Origin of the sequence: Streptomyces litchfieldiae (genome assembly GCF_031845365.1) — a bacterium.
Taxonomy (GTDB): Bacteria; Actinomycetota; Actinomycetes; order Streptomycetales; family Streptomycetaceae; genus Streptomyces; species Streptomyces litchfieldiae.
In genome coordinates this window covers 200,559-216,984 of the sequence record NZ_JAVREL010000001.1, presented here as the reverse complement: position 1 = coordinate 216,984, position 16,426 = coordinate 200,559, and the positions used below count along the sequence as shown (strand labels likewise).

12 protein-coding genes are annotated in these 16,426 nt (G+C 74.0%); 11 read left to right on the top strand and 1 reads right to left on the bottom strand.

Annotated elements, in window-relative coordinates; translation table 11 throughout:
- Window positions 1-10: 10 nt before the first annotated feature.
- A complete protein-coding gene (locus tag RM590_RS00985; RefSeq protein WP_311702353.1) occupies window positions 11-811 on the bottom strand; it encodes a carbon-nitrogen hydrolase family protein in 801 nt (266 codons plus the stop codon).
- Between the two features lie 49 nt (window positions 812-860).
- On the opposite strand from RM590_RS00985, the gene RM590_RS00980 reads away from it, so the two are divergent.
- The 11 genes from RM590_RS00980 to RM590_RS00930 all read left to right on the top strand — a co-directional run bounded on the left by RM590_RS00980 (window position 861) and on the right by RM590_RS00930 (window position 16,314).
- Window positions 861-1,550, top strand: a complete 690-nt coding sequence (locus RM590_RS00980; RefSeq protein WP_311702352.1) for an SDR family oxidoreductase — start codon at window positions 861-863, stop codon at window positions 1,548-1,550.
- Window positions 1,551-1,621: 71 nt separating this feature from the next.
- Window positions 1,622-2,587 carry a methionine synthase gene (locus tag RM590_RS00975; RefSeq protein WP_394813771.1) on the top strand — a complete coding sequence of 322 codons (966 nt, stop codon included), beginning with the start codon at window positions 1,622-1,624 and terminating at the stop codon, window positions 2,585-2,587.
- Window positions 2,584-4,803 carry an NAD-dependent DNA ligase LigA gene (gene ligA / locus RM590_RS00970; protein WP_394813751.1) on the top strand — a complete coding sequence of 740 codons (2,220 nt, stop codon included), beginning with the start codon at window positions 2,584-2,586 and terminating at the stop codon, window positions 4,801-4,803. The genes RM590_RS00975 and ligA overlap by 4 nt, the downstream gene beginning before the upstream one ends.
- A 174-nt stretch (window positions 4,804-4,977) precedes the next feature.
- Window positions 4,978-7,089 (top strand): putative bifunctional diguanylate cyclase/phosphodiesterase, encoded by a 2,112-nt coding sequence (locus RM590_RS00965; protein ID WP_311702350.1) that lies wholly within the window; start codon window positions 4,978-4,980, stop codon window positions 7,087-7,089.
- A 91-nt stretch (window positions 7,090-7,180) separates the two neighbouring features.
- Window positions 7,181-7,477 carry an Asp-tRNA(Asn)/Glu-tRNA(Gln) amidotransferase subunit GatC gene (gene gatC / locus RM590_RS00960; RefSeq protein WP_311702349.1) on the top strand — a complete coding sequence of 99 codons (297 nt, stop codon included), beginning with the start codon at window positions 7,181-7,183 and terminating at the stop codon, window positions 7,475-7,477.
- Window positions 7,478-7,482: 5 nt separating this feature from the next.
- Window positions 7,483-8,976 carry an Asp-tRNA(Asn)/Glu-tRNA(Gln) amidotransferase subunit GatA gene (gene gatA, locus RM590_RS00955; RefSeq protein WP_311702348.1) on the top strand — a complete coding sequence of 498 codons (1,494 nt, stop codon included), beginning with the start codon at window positions 7,483-7,485 and terminating at the stop codon, window positions 8,974-8,976.
- Window positions 8,973-9,200 carry a hypothetical protein gene (locus RM590_RS00950; RefSeq protein ID WP_311702347.1) on the top strand — a complete coding sequence of 76 codons (228 nt, stop codon included), beginning with the start codon at window positions 8,973-8,975 and terminating at the stop codon, window positions 9,198-9,200. The genes gatA and RM590_RS00950 overlap by 4 nt, the downstream gene beginning before the upstream one ends.
- Window positions 9,201-9,233: 33 nt before the next feature.
- A complete protein-coding gene (gene gatB / locus RM590_RS00945) occupies window positions 9,234-10,742 on the top strand; it encodes an Asp-tRNA(Asn)/Glu-tRNA(Gln) amidotransferase subunit GatB (RefSeq protein WP_311702346.1) in 1,509 nt (502 codons plus the stop codon).
- Between the two features lie 176 nt (window positions 10,743-10,918).
- On the top strand, window positions 10,919-12,931 hold the full coding sequence (locus tag RM590_RS00940) for a TetM/TetW/TetO/TetS family tetracycline resistance ribosomal protection protein (protein WP_311702344.1): 2,013 nt from the start codon (window positions 10,919-10,921) through the stop codon (window positions 12,929-12,931).
- 186 nt (window positions 12,932-13,117) lie between these two features.
- On the top strand, window positions 13,118-13,246 hold the full coding sequence (locus tag RM590_RS00935) for a hypothetical protein (protein ID WP_311702343.1): 129 nt from the start codon (window positions 13,118-13,120) through the stop codon (window positions 13,244-13,246).
- A gap of 68 nt (window positions 13,247-13,314) precedes the next feature.
- Complete coding sequence (locus RM590_RS00930; protein ID WP_394813770.1) at window positions 13,315-16,314, top strand: helix-turn-helix transcriptional regulator; 3,000 nt, start codon at window positions 13,315-13,317, stop codon at window positions 16,312-16,314.
- Window positions 16,315-16,426: the final 112 nt, after the last annotated feature.

Sequence of the window (16,426 nt, the reverse complement as noted above, 5' to 3'; positions counted from 1 at the left end):
GAGCACGGCCTCAGGACACGTCGCGGCGGCGGTTGGCCAGCACCGGGATCAGCCGCCGGGCCCGGTCCGTCTCCGCCGGGTCCACGTCCACCAGCAGCAGCCCCGGCTCGGCGCCCAGCGCGGCGCGGACCTCGCCGAACGGCGAGACCGCCATGCTGTGCCCGATGCCGGTGGGCGCCGTGGTGGCCGGCGGTTCGCCCACGGTCGCCGGGTCCGCCTGGCCGGCCGCCACCACCCAGCACGTGCTGTCCAGCGCGCGGGCGCGCACCAGCGTCTCCCACTGCTCGCGCTTGCCGGGGCCCGCGCCCCAGGAGGCGGGCAGCAGAACGATCCGGGCGCCGTCGTCGGCCAGCCGCGTGAACAGACCGGGGAAGCGGACGTCGTAACAGGTGGCGAACCCCAGCACCACGCCGTCCACCCCGGCCACCACCGGCTCGGTGCCCGGCGCCACCGTGGCCGACTCGGCGAAGCCGTAGGCGTCGAAGAGGTGCAGCTTGTCGTAGTGGGTGTCCACGCCGCGGCCGGTGATCAGCAGCGTGTTGCGCACCCGGCCGTCCTCGGCGGGGGTGAACATCCCGGCGACCACCAGGACGCCGGCGCTGTCGGCGATCGCGCGCACCCGCGTCGCCCAGGGCCCGTCCAGCGGCTCGGCGACCGGGCCGAGCGGGATGCCGAACCGGGCCATCGCGGCCTCCGGGAAGACCACGACGTCGGCGCCCTCGGCCGCGGCCCGCGCGGTCTGCTCGGCGATGGCCGTCAGGTTCTCCACCGGCAGGACGCCGGACGCCAGTTGACTCGCTGCGATGCGCACAGGGCAATCTCCTTCGTTTTCCGGGCGGGGCCTGGGAGACCATGGTCGTATGGGAACGCATGTGATCACCGGGGCAGGGTCCGGCATCGGCGCGGCGGTCGCCCGACGGCTGGCCGAACGGGGCGATGAGCTGTGGCTCTGGGCGCGCGACGCGGGGCGCGCACGCGAGCTCGAGGAGCAATTCCCCGGCGCGCACACGCTGGTGGGCGACCTCGCCGAGCCGGAACGGCTGTCGTGGGCGCTCGGCCACCAGTCGCCGCCGGAGCGGATCGACTCGCTGCTGCACATCGCCGGCGTCGTCGAACTGGGCGAGGTCGGCGAGCTGACGCCGAAGATCTGGAACGCGCTGCTGGCAGCCAACCTGGTCGCCCCGGCCGAGCTGACCCGGCTGCTGCTGCCCCAACTGCGCGCGGCCCGCGGCCACGTGGTCTTCGTCAATTCCGGCGCCGGGCTCAGCGCCCACCCGCTGTGGTCCGCCTACGCCGCGAGCAAGCACGGGCTGAAGGCGCTGGCCGACTCGCTGCGCGGTGAGGAGGCCGGCCACGGCGTGCGCGTCACCACCGTCTACCCCGGGCGCACCGCGACTCCGATGCAGGAGAAGGTGCACCAGCAGGAGGGCAAGGAGTACGACCCCGAACGCTGGATGACCGCGGACTCGGTGGCCAGTACCGTCCTGGCCGCGCTCGACCTGCCCCGCGGGACGCTGGTCACCGATCTGAGCGTGCGCCCGGCGGGGTGACTTACGTTGTGTCCGTGACCGAAGAGCAGAAGTTCCCCTGGGGCCCGGCCGCCGCGACCGGCGTCGGGTCCATGCCCGGCGAGGACGCCCGGGAGGTCGCCCGGATCGTCACCGGGACGCTGGAGTCGTTGCCGTTCCTGCCGGAACTGCCCGCGCGCGGCCCGGGCGCCGACATGATCGGGCGCACCGCCGGGCTGCTCGCCGAGCTCTACGCGCGCGTCGAGCCGAGCGGCTGGCGCATCGGCGACCGGCCCGGCCGGGACACCCGGCGGGCGCGCGCCTGGCTGCGCGAGGACCTGGACGCGCTGGAGGAGTTCACCCAGGAGTTCGAGGGTGCGCTCAAGGTGTCCGCGGTCGGGCCCTGGTCGCTGGCGGCGGCCGTGGAGCGGCGCAACGGCGAGGCGATGCTCGGCGACACCGGCGCCCGCCGGGACCTGGCCGAGTCGCTGGCGGAGGGGCTGCGCGGCCATCTCGCGGAGGTGCGCCGCCGGGTGCCCGGCGCCCGCGTCGTCCTCCAACTCGACGAGCCCACGCTGCCCGCCGTGCTGAGCGGCCGGGTGCCCACGGCCAGCGGCTACCGGGCGCACCGGGCGGTGGATCCGGCGGTGGCCGAGGAGACGCTGCGCGGGCTGATCGCGGTGGCCGGGGACGACCCGGTGGTGGTGCACTGCTGCGCCGCCGGGGTGCCGTTCGGGCTGCTGCGGCGGGCCGGGGCGACGGCTGTCTCCTTCGACTTCAAGCTCCTCACCGAGCGTGATGACGAGGCGCTGGGCGAGGCCGTCGAGGGCGGTACCGCCCTGTTCGCCGGGGTGGTTGGGGCCGTCGGCGCCGGGGCGGAGGAATTGTCAGACCCGGCCGGTACTGTCGGTGGAGTCAGGTCGCTTTGGCGCAGGCTGGGGCTGTCTCCCGGGCTTCTCACGGAGTCCGTGACGGTCACCCCCGCCTGCGGGCTCGCGGGCGCCTCCCCGGCGTACGCGCGGGCCGCGCTCACACATTGCGTCCGGGCGGCGAGATCCCTCGCGGACAACCCTGAGTGACGGGAGACGAGACAGTGGCCGGCGAACGCGTCGTCGAACAGCAGTCAGCAGTGCCCGCCGAGGCGCGGGAGCGGCATGCCCGGCTCGCCGAGCAGGTCGAGGAGCACCGCTTCCGCTACTACGTGAAGACAGCCGTGATCAGCGACGCCGCGTTCGACAAGCTGCTGCGCGATCTGATGGCGCTGGAGGACGAGTTCCCCGAGCTGCGCACGCCCGACTCGCCGACGCAGGTGGTCGCGGGGGCGTACGAGACGGAGTTCAGCTCCGTCTCGCACCGCGAGCGGATGCTCTCCCTGGACAACGCGTTCGCCGACGAGGAGCTGGCCGCCTGGGCCGAGCGCGTCGCCGAGGAGCTGCGCGGCATTCCGTACCACTTCCTGTGCGAGCTGAAGGTGGACGGCCTCGCGGTCAACCTCACCTATGAGCGCGGCCGGCTGGTCCGCGCGGCCACGCGCGGCGACGGGCGCACCGGCGAGGACATCACGCCGAACGTGCGCACCATCGACGAGGTGCCCGTCCGGCTCAGCGGCGACCGGATCCCGGATCTGGTGGAGATCCGCGGCGAGGTGTTCTTCCCGATGGAGCGCTTCGAGGAGCTGAACGCCCGGCTCGTCGAGGCCGGCGACAAGCCCTTCGCCAACCCGCGGAACGCCGCCGCCGGTTCGCTCCGGCAGAAGGACCCCAAGATCACCGCCAGCCGCCCGCTCCAGATGGTGGTGCACGGCATCGGCGCCCGGGAGGGCCTGGACATCGACCGGCTCTCCGAGGCGTACGACCTGCTCAAGGAGTGGGGCCTGCCCACCGCCCGGGCCAGCAAGGTGGTGTCGTCGCTGGACGGGGTGCGGGAGTTCATCGCGTACTACGGGGAGCACCGGCACGCCGTGGAGCACGAGATCGACGGCGTCGTGGTGAAGCTGGACGAGATCCCGCTCCAGGGGCGCCTCGGCAGCACCTCGCGCGCGCCGCGCTGGGCGATCGCCTGGAAGTACCCGCCCGAGGAGGTCAACACCAAGCTGGTGGACATCCGCGTCGGGGTCGGCCGCACGGGCCGCGTCACGCCCTACGCCGTGGTCGAGCCCGTCACGGTGGCCGGCTCCGAGGTCGAGTTCGCCACCCTGCACAACCAGCAGGTGGTCAAGGCCAAGGGCGTGCTCATCGGGGACACGGTGGCGCTGCGCAAGGCGGGCGACGTGATCCCGGAGATCCTGGGGCCGGTCGCCGATCTGCGGGACGGCACCGAGCGGGAGTTCGTGATGCCCGACGAGTGCCCGGAGTGCGGCACCGCCCTGATGCCCATGAAGGAGGGCGACATCGACCTGCGCTGCCCCAACGCCCGGTCGTGCCCGGCCCAGTTGCGGGAGCGCATCTTCTATCTGGCGGGCCGCAGATGCTTCGACATCGACCACTTCGGCTATGTCGCCGCCACCGCGCTGACCCAGCCCCTGGAGCCCACCGAGCCGCCGCTGCGGGACGAGAGCCGGCTCTTCGAGCTCACGGTGGAGGAGCTGCTGCCCATCAAGTCGTACGTCCTGGACCAGGACACCGGCCTGCCCAAGCGCGACCCGGAGACCGGCGAGCCCAAGGTCGTCACCTTCTTCGCCAATCAGCAGGGCCAGCCCAAGAAGAACACCCTCGCCATGCTGGAGAGCATCCGCGAGGCGCGGACCCGGCCGCTGGCCCGGGTCCTCACCGCCCTGTCGATCCGGCACGTGGGTCCGGTGGCGGCCGAGGCGCTGGCGCGCGAGTTCCGTTCGCTGGACCGCATCGCGGAGGCGAGCGAGGAGGAGCTGGCCGCCGCCGAGGGCGTGGGGCCGACGATCGCCGCCTCGCTGAAGGACTGGTTCGCCGTGGACTGGCACCGCGAGATCGTGGAGCGGTGGCGCGCGGCCGGGGTGCGGCTGGCCGAGGCGGGCGACGAGGACACCGGGCCCCGCCCGCTGGCCGGCGTCACCGCGGTCGTCACCGGCACCCTGAGCGGCTTCACCCGGGACGGCGCGAAGGAGGCGTTGCAGAGCCGGGGCGCCAAGGTCACCGGCTCGGTGTCCAAGAAGACGGACTTCGTGATCGTCGGCGACAGCCCCGGCTCGAAGTACGACAAGGCCGTCCAGATGAAGGTCCCCGTGCTCGACGAGGACGGCTTCACGGTGCTGCTGGAGCGCGGGCCCGACGCCGCCCGGGAGGCCGCGCTGCCCACTGACGTCGAGTCACCTTCGTGACGTGCGGCGTCTTGCGGCGACCCGCGCCCCGGGCATATACCAGAGAGATAGGAGCATGTGAGGGGGTTTCAGGAGACCGCCGGGTTCCCTGCCCCTCACACCGCCGGGCGTCCTAGGGTGGGGTGATGCGCCCGCTCCGGGCGCGGGCGACACCGGCCGTGAGAGGGATCCCGTATGCAGTCAGCCCCCCACGGGAGACCGACTCCGCAGGGAGGCCCTGCCTGGCTCTCCCGATATCTCCGCCCGGCCGTGCTCGCCGGCGCCGGCGTGGCGTTCCTCATAGGCGTGCTGCGCGTGCTCGCCGAGGGGCGCGCACTGTTCCCCGGCGACCGGCCCGGCTGGGGCTTCGCCGTCCTCACCGGCCTCGTCGTCGCCTACCTGGTGGCCGTCGGCCGCGAGCGCTGGTGGGGCGGCTCCGGCTCCGGCGCCGCGCTCGCCCTGGCGATGCTGCTGCTCTACGGCTGGGTGCCGGCCGTGCTGGTCAGCCTCTTCGTGGTCACCCTCGTCGGCGCCGCCCGCCGGGACCGCTGGCGAGACGCCCTGCTGCACGGCGCCATCGACATGCTGGGCGTCGGCGCCGCCGCCCTGGCGCTGGCCGCCTGGGGCACCCGGCCCAGCGTCGAGCACCCCTGGGAGCCCGCCGACTGGCAGCCCTCCACCCTGCCCCAACTGCTGCTCGGCGCCTCGGCCTACCTCGTCGTCTCCCGGCTGCTCCTGTGGCTGAGCTCCGACCCGCCCGGCGGCCTGCCGTCCCTGGCCGGCGCCGCGCTGCTGCGCCAGGGCCTGGTCGCCATCGCGCTGCTGTGCATCGCGCCGCTGATCGTCGTGGTCGCCGTCGAACAGCCCATCGTCCTCCCGCTGTTCGCGGTGCCGCTGATCGCCCTGGACTCCTCGCTCTGGATGGCCCGCGCCCGCGACGAGGACCAGCTCATCGACCCGCTGACCGGCCTGCCCAACCGCCAGTGGCTGCTGGCCCGCACCACCACCGCGCTCGTGGAGGCCGCCCGGACCGGCGACCGCGCCGCACTGCTCCGGATCGACCTGGACAGCTTCCGTTCCGTCAACGACACGCTCGGCCACCTCACCGGCGACCGGCTGCTCCTCCAGATCGCCGACCGCATCCAGCGGGAGCTGCCGGACGACGCGGAGGTCGCGCGGCTCGGCGGCGACGAGTTCGCCGTGCTGCTGCCCCGCGTCGCCTCCGCCACCAGCGCGCAGCGCGCCGCCCGCGCCATCATCGGCTCCCTCAGCGCCCCGCTGGAGCTGGACGGGCTGACCCTCGTCGTCGAGGCCAGCGCCGGCGTCGCGGTCTTCCCCGACCACGACCCCGAGGGCGAGGGCCTGCTGCGCCGCGCCGACGTCGCCATGTACACCGCCAAGCGGGACCGCAGCGGCGTCGAGGTCTACGACGCCAGCCGCGACATCAACACCCCCGACCGCCTCGCGCTGCTGGGCGACCTGCGCCGCGCCCTGGACACCGGCGAGGTGGAGCTGCACTACCAGCCCAAGGTCCGGTTCGACGGCGTGGTCGCCGGCCTGGAGGCGCTGCTGCGCTGGAAGCACCCCGACCGCGGCCGGGTCCCGCCCGACGAGTTCATCGCGATCGCCGAGACCTCCGGCCTGATGCCCCAGTTGACGGAGTACGTGCTGGAGACCGCGCTCGGCCAGGTCGCCCGCTGGCGCGCGGGCGGCCTCACCGTCCCCGTCGCGGTCAACGTCTCGCCCCGCGACGTCCACACCCCCGGCTTCGCCGGCGCCGTCGCCGCCCGGCTGGCCCGGCACGGCGTGCCGGCCGGCTCCCTCCAACTGGAGATCACCGAGCACGTGATGCTGGAGGACCCGCAGCAGGCCGCGGACACCCTCGCCGGGCTGACCGGCCACGGCGTGCGGATGTCCCTGGACGACTTCGGCACCGGCTACTCCTCGCTGGTCCACCTGCGCAGCCTGCCGGTCAGCGAGCTGAAGATCGACCGTTCCTTCGTCGCCCGCCTCGCCATGGACAGCGAGGACGCCGAAATCGTCCGCTGCACCGTGGAGCTGGCCCACTCCCTGGGTCTGGTGGTCGTGGCCGAGGGCGTGGAGGACGACGAGACCTGGGAGCGGCTGCGCGCCCTGGGCTGCGACGCGGTCCAGGGCTGGCTCGTCGCCGCCGCGATGCCCGCCGGCGAGACCACCGACTGGCTGCGCGCCCGCAACACCGCGCCGCCGAAGGTGGAGTCCACGCCCGGCGCCCCCGGTGACGACCTCGCCTCGGAGAACCCGGCCGACCCCGAGCCCGTCCGCTGACGCCCCCCGCGGAATCGGTGCGCGGGCCGCGCCGCCGTCGCCATAGGATTGGCCGGGAACCCAATCCCGCGACGAGCAAGAGGATCGCCACATGCCTGGCATCACGCGCGAGGAGGTCGCCCACCTCGCCCGGCTGGCGCGTCTGGAGCTGACGGACGAAGAGCTCGACCACTTCGCCGGACAGCTCGACGACATCATCGGCGCGGTCGCCCGCGTCTCCGATGTGGCCGCCGAGGACGTACCGCCGACCTCCCACCCGCTGCCGCTCACGAACGTGATGCGCCCCGACGAGGTCAGGCCCGGCCTGACCGCGCAGCAGGCGCTGTCCGGGGCACCGGCCCAGGAGCAGCAGCGTTTCAAGGTGCCGCAGATCCTGGGGGAGGAGTGACCGCCATGGCCGACCTGACCCGGCTCACCGCCGCCGAGATCGCCGCGCGCATCGCGGACGGCACCGTCAGCGCCGTCGAGGTCGCCGAGGCGCACCTCGCGCGCATCGACGCCGTCGACGAGAAGGTGCACGCCTTCCTGCACGTGGACCGCGAGGGCGCCGTCGCCCAGGCCCGCGCCGTCGACGCCAAGCGCGCCGCGGGCGAGCGCCTCGGCCCGCTGGCCGGCGTTCCGCTGGCGCTGAAGGACATCTTCACCACCGAGGGCGTGCCGACCACCGTCGGCTCCAAGATCCTGGAGGGGTGGATCCCGCCCTATGACGCGACGGTGACCAGGCGCCTCAAGGAGGCCGGCATCGTCATTCTCGGCAAGACGAACATGGACGAGTTCGCCATGGGGTCCTCCACCGAGAACAGCGCCTTCGGCCCCACGGGCAACCCGTGGGACCTCACCCGCATCCCCGGCGGCTCCGGCGGCGGTTCGGCCGCCTCGCTGGCCTCCTACCAGGCGCCGCTGGCCATCGGCACCGACACCGGCGGCTCGATCCGGCAGCCCGCCGCCGTCACCGGCACGGTCGGCGTCAAGCCCACCTACGGCGGCGTCTCCCGGTACGGCATGGTCGCGTTCTCCTCCTCGCTCGACCAGGGCGGCCCCTGCGCCCGCACGGTCCTGGACGCGGCGCTGCTGCACGAGGTGATCGCCGGGCATGACCCGCTGGACTCCACCTCCATCGACGCCCCGGTCCCGGCCGTCGTCGAGGCCGCGCGGAACGGCACGGTGGCGGGCCTGCGGGTCGGCGTGGTCCGGGAGTTCCGGGGCGAGGGCTTCCAGGCCGGCGTCCTGCAGCGCTTCGACGAGTCCGTCGCGCTGCTGCGCGAGCTGGGCGCCGACATCGTCGAACTGTCCTGCCCGTCCTTCGAGTCGGCCCTCGCCGCCTACTACCTGATCGCCCCGTCCGAGTGCTCGTCGAACCTGGCCCGGTTCGACGCGATGCGCTACGGCCTGCGCGTCGGCGACGACGGCACTCGGTCCGCCGAGGCCGTCACCTCCCTGACCCGGGAGGCTGGCTTCGGGCCCGAGGTCAAGCGCCGCATCATCCTGGGCACCTACGCGCTGTCCTCCGGGTACTACGACGCGTACTACGGCAGCGCGCAGAAGGCCCGCACGCTGGTCTCCCGGGACTTCCAGCGGTCGTTCGAGCAGGTCGATGTCATCGTCGCGCCGACCACGCCGAGCACCGCGTTCCCGATCGGCGAGCGCGCGGACGACCCGATGGCGATGTACCGCGCGGACCTGTGCACCATCCCGGTCAACCTCGCGGGCATCTCCGCCATGTCCCTGCCCTGCGGGCTGGCCCCGGAGGACGGCCTCCCCGTGGGCCTGCAAATCGTCGCCCCCGCCCTGGCGGACGACCGGCTGTACCGCGTCGGAGCCGCGGTCGAGGCCGCGTTCCAGGCACGCTGGGGCCACCCGATCCTCGAGGAGGCACCCGCGCTATGAGCAAGAAGCAGAAGTCGAAGACCAGCATGTACATCTCCCTCGGCAGCACCCTCTTCGGGACGGTGAGCGTTGCCAAGCGGCTGAAGGAGGCCCGCCGGGAGGGCGACAAGCTCCAGCTCGCGGACGCCCTCGTCTCGGCGGCTGCGATCGTCACCGGCGTCGCGATCCTGGCCCGCGAGCTGCGCCGGATGAGCGGGGACGAGTCCGACATCCTCGCCGACTGAGCGGCACCGAGCATTCCGAGAGGGAGTACCCCTGTGACCGTCACCGAATTGGTGTCGTACGAGGACGCGCTGGCGTCCTACGACCCCGTCATGGGCCTCGAGGTCCATGTGGAGCTCGGCACCAAGACCAAGATGTTCTGCGGCTGCGCCACCACCCTCGGCGCCGAGCCCAACTCGCAGACCTGCCCGACCTGTCTGGGCCTGCCGGGCGCGCTGCCCGTGGTCAACGCCGTCGGCGTGGAGTCCGCGGTGCGCATCGGCCTCGCGCTCAACTGCGAGATCGCCGAGTGGTGCCGCTTCGCCCGGAAGAACTACTTCTATCCGGACATGCCGAAGAACTTCCAGACCTCGCAGTACGACGAGCCGATCGCGTTCAACGGCCATCTCGACGTGCAGCTCGCCGACGGCGAGGTGTTCCGCATCGGCATCGAGCGCGCCCACATGGAGGAGGACACCGGCAAGTCCACCCACATCGGCGGCGCGACCGGGCGCATCCACGGCGCCCGGCACTCGCTGCTCGACTACAACCGGGCCGGCATCCCGCTGATCGAGATCGTCACCAAGCCGATCACCGGCGCTGGCGAGCGCGCCCCCGAGGTGGCCCGGGCCTACGTCGCCGAGCTGCGCGAGCTCATCCGCACCCTGGGCGTCTCCGAGGCCCGGATGGAGATGGGCCAGCTTCGCTGCGACGTCAACCTGTCGCTGCGCCCGCACGGCCGGGAGGCGTTCGGCACCCGCAGCGAGACGAAGAACGTCAACTCGCTGCGCAGCGTGGAGCGCGCCGTCCGGTTCGAGATCCAGCGGCACGCCGCCGTTCTCGGCGACGGCGGCACCATCGTGCAGGAGACCCGCCACTTCCACGAGGAGAACGGCACCACCACCTCCGGCCGGGTCAAGGAGGAGGCCGAGGACTACCGGTACTTCCCCGAGCCCGACCTGGTGCCGGTGGCGCCGGCGAAGGAGTGGGTGGAGCGGCTGCGCGGCGAGCTGCCGGAGCTGCCGCTGGCCCGCCGCAACCGGCTGCGCGAGGAGTGGGGCATCTCGGCGCACGAGATGCAGTCCGTGCTCAACGCGGGCGCCATCGACCTCATCGTCGCCACCACCGCGGCCGGGGCGGACGCCGCCGCGGCCCGCAAGTGGTGGATGGGCGAGCTGGCCCGCCGGGCGAACGAGCAGGGTGTCGAGCTGTCCGAGCTGCCCATCACCCCGGCGCACGTGGCGCGCGTCGCCGCGCTGGTCGCCGAGGGCGCGCTGAACGACAAGCTGGCCCGCGCGGTCATCGAGGGCGTGCTTGCCGGCGAGGGCGACCCGGACGAGGTGGTCGAGAAGCGCGGCCTGCGGATCGTCTCCGACGAGGGCGCGCTGGGCCGGGCCGTCGACGAGGCCATCGCGGCCAACCCGGGCGTCGCGGACAAGGTCCGCGGCGGCAAGGTCGCCGCGGCCGGCGCCCTGGTCGGCGCGGTCATGAAGGCCACGCGCGGCCAGGCGGACGCGGCCCGGGCCCGCGAGCTGATCCTGGAGAAACTGGGCGCCGCCGAGTAGTCCGGCCGGGCCTTTCGCGATGCCGCCACGGGTAATTCGGTTGCCCGTGGCGGCATTGTCTGTTGCACTGACCGGCGGCACCAAGCCACCGGCCACACCGAGGAGTTCCGTCATGCGCCCCGCGTTCATGTTCACCGCGAAGGGAATCACCGCCTATTCGGAGGACATGACACGCAGTGGCAACGCTGAACCTGGGAATTCTGGCGCATGTCGACGCCGGTAAGACCAGTCTGACCGAGCGGCTTCTCCACGCCGCCGGCGTCATCGACCGGCCCGGCAGCGTCGATGACGGCAATACCCAGACCGATTCGCTCGCGCTCGAACGGCAGCGCGGCATCACCATCAAATCCGCCGTCGTCTCGTTCGCCCTCGACGGCGTCACGGTCAATCTCATCGACACCCCCGGCCACCCGGACTTCATCGCCGAGGTGGAACGGGTGCTGAACGTGCTCGACGGCGCCGTGCTCGTCGTCTCCGCCGTGGAGGGCGTGCAGGCGCAGACCCGGGTGCTGATGCGGACGCTGCGGCGGCTGCGCATCCCCACCCTCGTCTTCGTGAACAAGATCGACCGGCGCGGCGCGCGCCACCGCGACCTGCTGCGCAGCATCGCCGAGAAGCTGACCCCGGCCGTCGTCCCCATGGGATCGCCGGACGGGCTGGGCACGCGCGAGGCCCGCTTCACGCCGTTCACCGCCGCCGACGGCGACTTCACCGTGGCGCTGGCGGAACGCCTCGCCGACCACGACGACGCCCTGCTCGCCGCGTATGTGGACGGTGCGGAGGCGCTCTCCGGGCACCGGCTGCGCGCCGAGCTGGCGGCGCAGACCGGGCGGGCGCTGGTGCACCCGGTGTTCTTCGGTTCCGCGGTCACGGGCGCGGGCGTGGCCACGCTGATGGCCGGCGTCCGGGAGCTGCTGCCCGCGGCCGAGGGCGATGCGGACGGCCCGGTGTCCGGCACCGTCTTCAAGGTCGACCGCGGCCCGGCGGGGGAGAAGATCGCGTACGCCCGCCTGTTCTCCGGGACGGTGCGCACGCGCGACCGGCTGCGGTACGGCCGCGACGGCGAGGGGAAGGTCACCGGGATCAGCGTGTTCGACCAGGGCGCGGCCGTTCCCCGGGAGTCGGTCGGCGCCGGCCGGATCGGCCTCCTGCGGGGGCTGGCCGGGGTGCGGATCGGGGACACGCTGGGCGGCGCGGAAACGGCCCCGGCGCCCGAACGCCACTTCGCCCCGCCGACGCTGGAAACGGTCGTCGAGCCCTGCCGCTCCGCCGACCGGCGCGCGCTGCATCTGGCGCTCAGCCAGCTCGCCGAGGCGGATCCGCTGATCAATCTGCGGCAGGACGCGCGGCGCGGGGAAATCTCCGTCTCGCTCTACGGCGAGGTGCAGAAGGAGGTCATCGAGGCGACGCTCGCCGAGGAATTCGGAGTCGAGGTCACCTTCCGGGAATCGACGACGATCTGTATCGAGCGGCCGGCGGGCACCGGCGCGGCATTCGAGCTCATCGGCAAGGAGCCCAATCCGTTCCTCGCCACGGTTGGGCTGCGCGTCGAGCCGCGCCCGCCCGGCTCCGGCGTGGAATTCGGGCTGGAGGTCGAACTCGGCTCGATGCCGTTCTCGTTCATGAAGGCGATCGAGGAAACCGTGCACGAGACGCTGCGCGAGGGCGTGCACGGATGGCAGGTGACGGACTGCGCCGTGACGTTGACGCATTCCGGCTACTGGGCACGGCAGAGCCATTCCCACGGCGTGTTCGACAAGAGCATGTCCAGCACCGCCGGGGACTTCCGCAACCTGACGCCGCTGGTCCTGATGGCCGCGCTGCGCCGGGCCGGCACGCGGGTGCACGAGCCGATGCACCGCTTCCGCCTGGAGGTCCCGGCGGACGCGTTCTCCCCGGTGCTGTCCGCGCTGGCGCGGCTGCGGGCGGTCCCGCTGGCGCCGGTGACGCGCGGTGCGTCGTATGTGCTCGACGGGGAGATCCCGGCGGCCCAGGTGCACGAGCTGGAGCAGCGGCTGCCGGGGCTGACCGGCGGGGAGGGCGTGCTGGAGTCCGCGTTCGACCACTACCGGCCGGTGACCGGCCCGGCGCCGGCCCGGCGGCGGACGGACCACAACCCGCTGGACCGCAAGGAGTACCTGCTGCACGTGGTGCGCCGGGTGCGGGGCCCGGGCGGTCAGGGCGACTGAGGCGCTGAGGCGGGTGAGGCCCCTAAGGCCCCTAAGGCCCCCGGCGAACGCGCGGCGCGGATCGCCGGGGGCCCCTTCTGAGGCGTGGGCCCCGGCAGAACGCGGCGGTTGCCCGATGCGCCCGGCACACCCCGGGGGCGACCGTGGAGGGCGGGCCGGAAGGGGCCGGCCCGGGGAAGGGGCGTCGTGATCGACTACGAACTGCTGCACCGGGTGCGGGCCGCCGAGCTGATGCGCGCGGCCGAGGAGCACCGCCTCGCCAGGACCGCCCGGCGGCGCCGCAAGCGCCGCCGCCCCCGGCCCGGGGCGGCGTGAACGGTCGGGAGGGCCAAGGGCGTTCGCCCGCCGCAATAGTCGGTACCGCGCTGTCGGTGCCCCGTGCGATGCTCGACGGCGTGGTGGCCCGCGGTGTGAGTCCGGTCTTCGTCGGCCGCGGCCCGGAGCTGGCCGAGCTGACCGAGGGGCTGGCGCGCGCCCGCGAGGGGGAGCCGCAGGCGTTCGTGGTCGGCGGCGAGGCCGGCATCGGCAAGACCAGGCTGCTGGAGGAGTTCCTCGCCCGCGCCCGCGCGTCCGGAGCGGTCACCGCCGTCGGCGCGTGTGTCGAACTGGGCGCGGACGGCCTGCCCTTCGCGCCCGTGGCGGCCGTGTTGCGGTCGCTGCACCGGCAGTTCGGGACGGCGCTCACCGAGGCCGCGACGGGGCAGGAGGACGAGCTGGCCCGGCTGCTGCCCGAGCTGGGCGTGCCCGGCCAGCCGGCCGGCGACGCGACGGACCGCGCCCGGCTGTTCGAGCTGACCACCCGACTGCTGGAACGGCTCGCCGCCGACGACCCGTTGATCATCGCGATTGAGGACCTGCACTGGTCCGACCGTTCCACGCGCGAGCTGATGCGCTATCTGTTCCGTTCCGTTCAGCGTGCCAAGCTGGTCCTGGTGGCGACCTACCGCGCCGACGACATCCACCGCCGCCACCCGCTGCGCCCGTTCCTCGCCGAGCTGGACCGGCTGCGCAGCGTGCGGCGGATCGAGCTGGCCCGGTTCACCCGGAGCGAGGTCTCGGCGCAGATGGCGGCGATCACCGGTTCCCGCCCGCGGCCCGGCCTGCTCGGCTCCGTCTTCGAACGCTCCGAGGGGAACCCGTTCTTCGTCGAGGAGCTCACCGCCGGCGGCCCCGGCAGCGCCATGAGCGAGACCCTGCGCGACCTGCTGCTCGTCCGCGTCGAGGCGCTGCCCGAGGACGTGCAGGACGTGCTGCGCACCGTCGCCGAGGGCGGCTCCTCGGTGGAGCACGGCCTCCTCGCGGAGGTCGCCCGCCGCCCCGAGCCCGAGCTGCTGGACGCGCTGCGCGCGGCCGTGGGCGCGCACCTGCTGGCGCCCACCGAGGAGGGCGACGGGTACCGCTTCCGGCACGCGCTGATGCGCGAGGCCGTCGTCGACGATCTGCTGCCGGGCGAGCGCGCCCGGCTCAACCGCCGCTTCGCCGAGGCGCTGGAGCGGACGGCCGGGCTCGTCCCCGGCGACCAGCGCGCCGCGCGCCTGGCCAGCTACTGGTACCACGCCGGCGACCGGGCCAAGGCGCTGCCGGCCGTGCTGGAGGCCGCCGCGCAGGCCCACCGGCGTTACGCCTACGCCGAGCAACTGCGGCTGCTGGAGCGGGCGCTCGAGCTGTGGGACGGCGTGCCGCCCGAGGTGCTGGCCGGGCTGCGGCCCATCGGCCCGGTGTGGGGCTATCCGGCCGCCATCGACGGCGCCGCCGAGCCCGTCGGCCAGGTCGACGTGCTGGCCGAGGCGACCCGGGCCGGGGTGCTGTCCGGCCAGCCGGAACGGGCCCTCGCCATGGCGAAACGGGCGCTGCGGCTGCTGGGAGAGCGCGACGAGCCGCTGCGCGCCGCCTGGTTCTGGACGCAGCGCGCCTGGCTGGCCGAGGGACCCGGCCGCGGCGACGGCCGGCGCGAGCTGGACCGCGCCCGGGAGCTGGTGCGCGGACTGCCGCCCTCCGTCGTGCACGCCCAGGTCCTCGCGCTGGACGCCGCACGGCGCTCCGCGGAGCGCCCCGGGCCCGAGATGCTCGAAACAGCCGAGCGCGCGGTGCAGTTGGCGCGCCTGGTGGAGGCGGAGAGCACCGAGCTGTACGCCCGCGTCACCCTGGCCTGTCTGCGGGCCGACTCCGGGGAGATCGCCGGGGGAGTGGCCGAGCTGTTCACCGTGCTCGACCGCATCCTGGAGCGCGGCGAGGTCAGCCTGCTCGGGCGCTGTCTGGTCAACCTCGTCTCGGTGCTCAGCTTCATCGGCCACCTCGCGCGGGCCGACCAGGTCGCCGCCGAGGGGCTGCGGCTCGCCGAGCGGTACGGCCTGGAGAACACCAAGGGCTGGCTCTCGGCGAACCACGCCCAGGTGCTGATCGAGCTCGGGCGCTGGGACGCCGCCGAGGCGGCACTGGCCGCGGCCGCCCGGGCGCGCGGCGTTCAGCCGCGCATCGCGGCGCGCGTGCTGGCCGGCCATCTCGCCGCGCTCACCGGCGACTTGGCGGCGGCCCGGGCGGCGCTGGCCGCCACCCACGCCGAGACCGACACCACCGATCTGCGACCGTCGTTCGTCATCGAGCTGGCCGTGGTGGGGGTGGAGACGGCGGCGGCGGAGGGGCGGTTCGAGGACGCCAGGGACGTCTTCCGCGCCGCCACGGCCGAGCCGTTCCCGTCGTTCACCACCGCACTCGTGTGGAACCTGCTCATCGTCGCCGCCCGCGCGGAGGCGTTGACCCGGGGGCTGCCCGCGTCCGACCGGGACCGGCCGGCGGCCGTCGCGCGGATCCGCCGCGTGCTGAAGTCCATGGCCCGGACGACGCCCATGTGGGCGGCCTTCGGCCACCTCGTCGAGGCCCAGGTGCTGCGCGCCGAGGGCCGCGACACCGCCGCCCACTGGGAGACGGCGGTGGCCGCGCTGGAGGAGCTGGGCCTGCCCCACCACCTGGCCGAGGCCCGCCTGGGCCGGGCGGAGGCGCTGCTCGCCGAGGGCCGCGCCGACGACCGGGAGCGGGTGGCCGAGCTGCTGCGGCTGGTCCGGGCCGCCACCGCCGAGCTCGGCGCCGAGCCCCTGCGGCAGCGGGCCGAGCAGCTCGCCACCCGGGCCCGGATCGCCCTGTCCGCCCCGGCGCGCGCGGCGGTCCCGGCACCGGCCGACCAGTTCGGCCTTACGCCGCGGGAGCGGGATGTGCTGGCGCTGGTGGCGGCGGGCCGGAGCAATCGGCAGATAGCCGAGGAGCTGTTCATCTCGCCCAAGACGGCGAGTGTGCATGTGTCCAACATCCTGGCCAAGCTGGAGGTTCCCGGCCGGGGCGAGGCAGCCGCGCTCGCCCACCGCCTGGGGCTCGTCCCGGCCGGCTGATCCGAGGGCCAAGGGCCCGGCCGTCCTAGAACGGGCGCCCGGCGCGCCGCCGGTGGGTGCCCTAGGGCCTGTATCGAGTTCCCGGTCGGATCAGCCCGCGGCGTCAGACGCG

Coding starts and splice junctions, on each gene's coding strand:
- RM590_RS00980 (WP_311702352.1), top strand. CDS start 861: ATGGGAACGCATGTGATCACCGGGGCAGGGTCCGGCATCGGCGCGGCG.
- RM590_RS00975 (WP_394813771.1), top strand. CDS start 1,622: ATGCCCGGCGAGGACGCCCGGGAGGTCGCCCGGATCGTCACCGGGACG.
- RM590_RS00965 (WP_311702350.1), top strand. CDS start 4,978: ATGCAGTCAGCCCCCCACGGGAGACCGACTCCGCAGGGAGGCCCTGCC.
- gatC (WP_311702349.1), top strand. CDS start 7,181: ATGCCTGGCATCACGCGCGAGGAGGTCGCCCACCTCGCCCGGCTGGCG.
- gatA (WP_311702348.1), top strand. CDS start 7,483: ATGGCCGACCTGACCCGGCTCACCGCCGCCGAGATCGCCGCGCGCATC.
- RM590_RS00950 (WP_311702347.1), top strand. CDS start 8,973: ATGAGCAAGAAGCAGAAGTCGAAGACCAGCATGTACATCTCCCTCGGC.
- RM590_RS00930 (WP_394813770.1), top strand. CDS start 13,315: ATGCTCGACGGCGTGGTGGCCCGCGGTGTGAGTCCGGTCTTCGTCGGC.